Origin of the sequence: Pseudopedobacter sp., assembly GCF_040392825.1 — a bacterium.
Taxonomy (GTDB): Bacteria; Bacteroidota; Bacteroidia; order Sphingobacteriales; family Sphingobacteriaceae; genus Pseudopedobacter.
This window is the reverse complement of sequence record NZ_JBEBVH010000311.1, coordinates 1-4,204: the sequence shown is the minus strand read 5'-3', so window position 1 is coordinate 4,204 and position 4,204 is coordinate 1. Positions and strand designations below refer to the sequence as shown.

Here is a 4,204-nt window from a genome sequence, read left to right as displayed (position 1 = left end):
TTAAGATCTGCAAATGCAACTTTTAATCGTTCAACAAACTGATCTTCACCTTTTCTTAACCAAACTCTTGGATCGTAATATTTTTTATTTGGTGAATCTTCTCCTTCAGGGTTACCAATTTGCGCTTGCAAATAACCTTCTTTAGATTTGTAATAGTTTAGCACTCCTTCCCAGAAAGCCCACTGCATATCTGTATCGATATTCATTTTAATAGCACCGTAAGAAAGCGCCTCTCTGATTTCTTCCTGAGAAGAACCAGAACCACCATGGAACACAAAATTAATTGGCTTTTCTGCAGAAAGATTATATTTCTCTTTTATATATTCCTGAGAATTATGTAAAATAACGGGTTGTAATTTTACGTTTCCTGGCTTATACACACCATGAACATTACCAAAAGCTGCTGCTACAGTAAATTTATCGCTCACTTTACTTAATTCTTCATAAGCGTAAGCTACTTCTACCGGTTGTGTATATAATTTAGAAGAATCAACGTCGGTATTATCCACACCATCTTCCTCACCACCTGTTACTCCCAATTCAATTTCTAAAGTCATCCCCAGCTTACTCATACGTTGAAGGTAAGTTTTACATATTTCTATATTTTCCTCTATTGGTTCTTCAGAAAGATCAATCATATGAGAAGAGAATAAAGGCTTACCATGTTGGGCGTAGAATTTCTCTCCTGCATCTAAAAGTCCGTCTAACCAAGGCAACAATTTCTTCGCACAATGATCTGTATGTAAAATTACAGCTACACCATAATGTTCTGCCAATAAATGAACGTGTTGGGCCGCAGATACTGCTCCTAAAATGCAAGCTTGCAGTTTGCTGTTATCTAAAGATTTTCCAGCATAAAACTGTGCTCCTCCGTTAGACAATTGTACAATTACTGGCGAGTTTACAGCCTTCGCTGTTTCCAATACTGCATTTATTGAATTAGTTCCAATTACATTTACAGCAGGTAATGCAAACTGATGTTTTTTAGCAATCTCGAACAACTCTTGAACTTGGTCTCCGGTAATTACACCTTTAAAATCTTTTAAACTCATTTTATAACATTTTTCTTACCCTCGAAGTTATGAAAATTATTTTAATAGGGCGTTCTAAGTGGAAAATTAGGCTGAAATATTAGACTAAATAGCAGAAGAAAAAACTAACGCATTTACAATTCATCATTTTTTCGTTTATTTGCAATCACACTTTTTTTGAGAATGGCTTGGTTTAAAAGAAATACAAAAGGAATATCTACCTCAACAAACGAAAAAAAGGAAGCTCCGGACGGCGTTTGGAACAAATGTCCAAACTGTAAGAAAGCTTTACACTATACAGAACAAGCAGAAAACAAATACGTTTGTATGTACTGCAACTACCATTTGAGAGTAGGTTCTAAGGAATATTTCGAAATATTATTTGATAATAATGCATTCGTAGAATTATTCCCTAACCTTACCTCTGGTGATCCTTTGTCTTTTGTAGATACTAAATCTTATAAGGACAGAATTATAGAAAGCGCTAAAAAAACTGGTTTAAAAGATGCTATCAGAGCAGCTCATGGTCAGATAGACCAACAGGACTTAGTAGTAGCCTGTATGGATTTTAACTTTATTGGCGGTTCTATGGGTTCTGTGGTAGGTGAGAAAATTGCCCGCTCGGTTGATTATGCTATCGAACATAAAATTCCGTTTTTAATGATCTCCAAATCCGGAGGTGCGAGAATGATGGAAGCCGCATTTTCTTTAATGCAAATGGCTAAGACCTCAGCAAAATTAGCTCTCTTGGCTAAGGCGAAAATCCCGTATATTTCCTTGTTAACAGATCCTACTACGGGAGGGGTTACAGCTTCTTATGCGATGCTTGGAGATATCAATATCGCAGAGCCAGGTGCTTTAATTGGTTTCGCTGGTCCTCGTGTAATTAAAGAAACCATTAAGAAGGATCTTCCTAAGGGATTCCAGACTTCGGAGTTCGTATTGGAACATGGTTTCCTTGATTTTATAGTTGACAGAAGAGAATTAAAGAAAAAGATATCTTCTTTTATTAAAATGATGCACAACTAAATAGACAAAGCTTCTGTACTTATATAGGTTCAGAAGCTTTTTTATGAATGTTGTATGTAAATTATTACATTTCTCAAGCAATTTACCCCCGTATCTTTTTAAAGATTAGCGTATTTTCGTTTGCAAAAAGCTAGAAACTGTGGATTTTATTAAAGACATTATAGACATACTTCTTCATGTAGACCAGTATTTAAACGATATTATTAAAAATTATAAATTCTGGACTTACCTGATTTTATTCATTATCATATTTGCGGAAACCGGCTTTGTAGTTACTCCCTTTTTACCTGGAGACCCTTTATTATTTGCCGCCGGGGCTTTAATTGCTGGCGGTGACACGGGGCTAAATATATTTTTACTAGGCTTTATTCTGATTATTGCCGCCATAACGGGTAATACCGTAAACTATCATTTAGGTAAATATCTGGGACCAAAAGTTTTTAAACCAGAGAATAAAATCTTAAAATTAAGCTATTATCACAGCACACAAGACTTCTTTAATAAGCATGGCGGTAAAGCTGTAATCTTCAGCAGATTTTTTGCTATTCTAAGAACTTTTGTTCCTTTTGTTTCGGGAGTTATCAAAATGCCCTTTGCAAAATATACCTTGTTCAATATTATTGGAGCGTTAGCCTGGATTGTTAGCTTTTTGACTTTAGGCTATCTTTTTGGTAATATTCCCGCTGTAAAAGACAATTTTAGCTGGGCTATTTTATTCATTACTTTCTTAAGTACACTTCCGCCTGTTATTGGCGCTATTTATTCTAAGAAAGAAAAGAAAACGGTATAAAAAAACTCCCGGTTTATTGCCGGGAGTTTTAAACTGGATTTAAATAAAATCGATCACTCTTCTTCCGTAACAGAAACATAAAGGGCATAGGTAACTTTAGAATTGTCACTCATCGTTACTACACAAATCACATCATAGTAGCCAGGATCTTCAAAAATAATATCGATCCACCTGTCACCCACCGGATAAATGATTGCATCGCCCGAGCCCTGTACAGACCAATCATAGGAAATAGCTCCGGGAATCGCATCAATATAGTACCCGTAAGAATCTCCATTAGAATACACCTCCTGTCCTAGATTAGTTTCTTTTACCTGTGCGTAAATACTTGTACAGGCAAAAGACAGCAATAAAACAAATAATAGCTTTTTCATAAAAAAATAGACTTTAAAATTTATACTATTTCTAATATAAGATCAATTGAGCCTTAAACAGTCATTTGAATTGGCCGGGTATTAAACTGTGTTAGCATTATCTGGTATTCACAGGCTCAAAAATCAGCGATTTTAATTTAAAAAGTTCTTTACCTCCTTTTAATGGTTTAATACTCACTTTATATAAGCCACCTTTGGTAAATGTTGTTGTTGCAATACTATGTTGTACTAATGGTAATGGTGCCCTTCTATCAAATTCACCTGTTTTTAAGGTTCTAAACAAAAAGTCTGAACCGTTTATATTTAATACCCCCTCCTGTAATGCAGACTCTGCTCCACAGTTATAATCCAGCTTAACTTTGTAGGTACCAGGGGTTATAATCCGTATATCAAACACGATTTCATCTGTGGGATTTTTAATATCTACTATGCAATTCGTGTGTTTCCAATCGCCATAATAGTGGCTATAAGTGAGACTCTTTAAATTCGCATTTCCTATTGTTTTTGCAAAGTAAGCAGGGATTTCTATTTCACTGAAATTACCGGATATAACATTATAAGATACAGCCCGATTATATTTCCCTCCGTATTCTATAACAACTACTTCATTTAAAATCTCCGCAGCTCCTACGGGTAAAGTAATCTCCAGATCTTTACCTTTCTTTTGATAGGGCAACTGTTTACCATTAGCCAGGAGATATACTTTAGATAGATCTACATTAAATTCAGGTATAAAAAGTCTGCCATCTGTAGGCTTTTGTAAAACATGCAGATATTGTTTGCCCGGTTTCGATGTGCTTACTCCCCACGGCTGTTGACCTAGTAGTCCTGCTGTTGTGCCATAAATACTTTCGCCATTTACTTTTAACCACTTCCCTACTTCTTTTAAATATTGAACTGAAAATTCCGGAATGTTTCCTTCTCCATCCGGACCAATAATCAACATTAAATTCCCACCTCTTGCGGCTGCATTTGATAAT

The 4,204-nt window shown here is 35.5% G+C and carries 5 protein-coding genes; 2 read left to right on the top strand and 3 right to left on the bottom strand.

Annotated features, from left to right (window positions below):
* The coding region (fbaA, locus tag ABWO41_RS16035; RefSeq protein ID WP_353140207.1) for a class II fructose-bisphosphate aldolase at positions 1-1,052 on the bottom strand (1,052 nt) is incomplete at its 3' end.
* Between the two features lie 162 nt (positions 1,053-1,214).
* Here fbaA and accD point away from each other — a divergent pair.
* Both accD and ABWO41_RS16025 read left to right on the top strand, forming a co-directional pair.
* Entirely contained in the window at positions 1,215-2,060 is an 846-nt protein-coding gene (accD, locus tag ABWO41_RS16030) for an acetyl-CoA carboxylase, carboxyltransferase subunit beta (protein WP_353140205.1), read from the top strand.
* Positions 2,061-2,199: 139 nt separating this feature from the next.
* Positions 2,200-2,850: a VTT domain-containing protein gene (locus tag ABWO41_RS16025; protein WP_353140203.1), complete on the top strand. Its 651-nt coding sequence runs from the start codon at positions 2,200-2,202 to the stop codon at positions 2,848-2,850.
* A 53-nt stretch (positions 2,851-2,903) separates the two neighbouring features.
* On the opposite strand, the gene ABWO41_RS16020 is transcribed toward ABWO41_RS16025, so the two are convergent.
* A complete protein-coding gene (locus tag ABWO41_RS16020) occupies positions 2,904-3,224 on the bottom strand; it encodes a hypothetical protein (protein WP_353140201.1) in 321 nt (106 codons plus the stop codon).
* Between the two features lie 97 nt (positions 3,225-3,321).
* Positions 3,322-4,204, bottom strand: an 883-nt coding sequence (locus tag ABWO41_RS16015; RefSeq protein ID WP_353140199.1) for an alpha-L-fucosidase, incomplete at its 5' end; no start/stop codon positions are given.

Excerpts from the sequence above, each read along its gene's own strand:
- accD (WP_353140205.1), top strand. The coding sequence starts at position 1,215 with ATGGCTTGGTTTAAAAGAAATACAAAAGGAATATCTACCTCAACAAAC.
- ABWO41_RS16020 (WP_353140201.1), bottom strand. The coding sequence starts at position 3,224 with ATGAAAAAGCTATTATTTGTTTTATTGCTGTCTTTTGCCTGTACAAGT.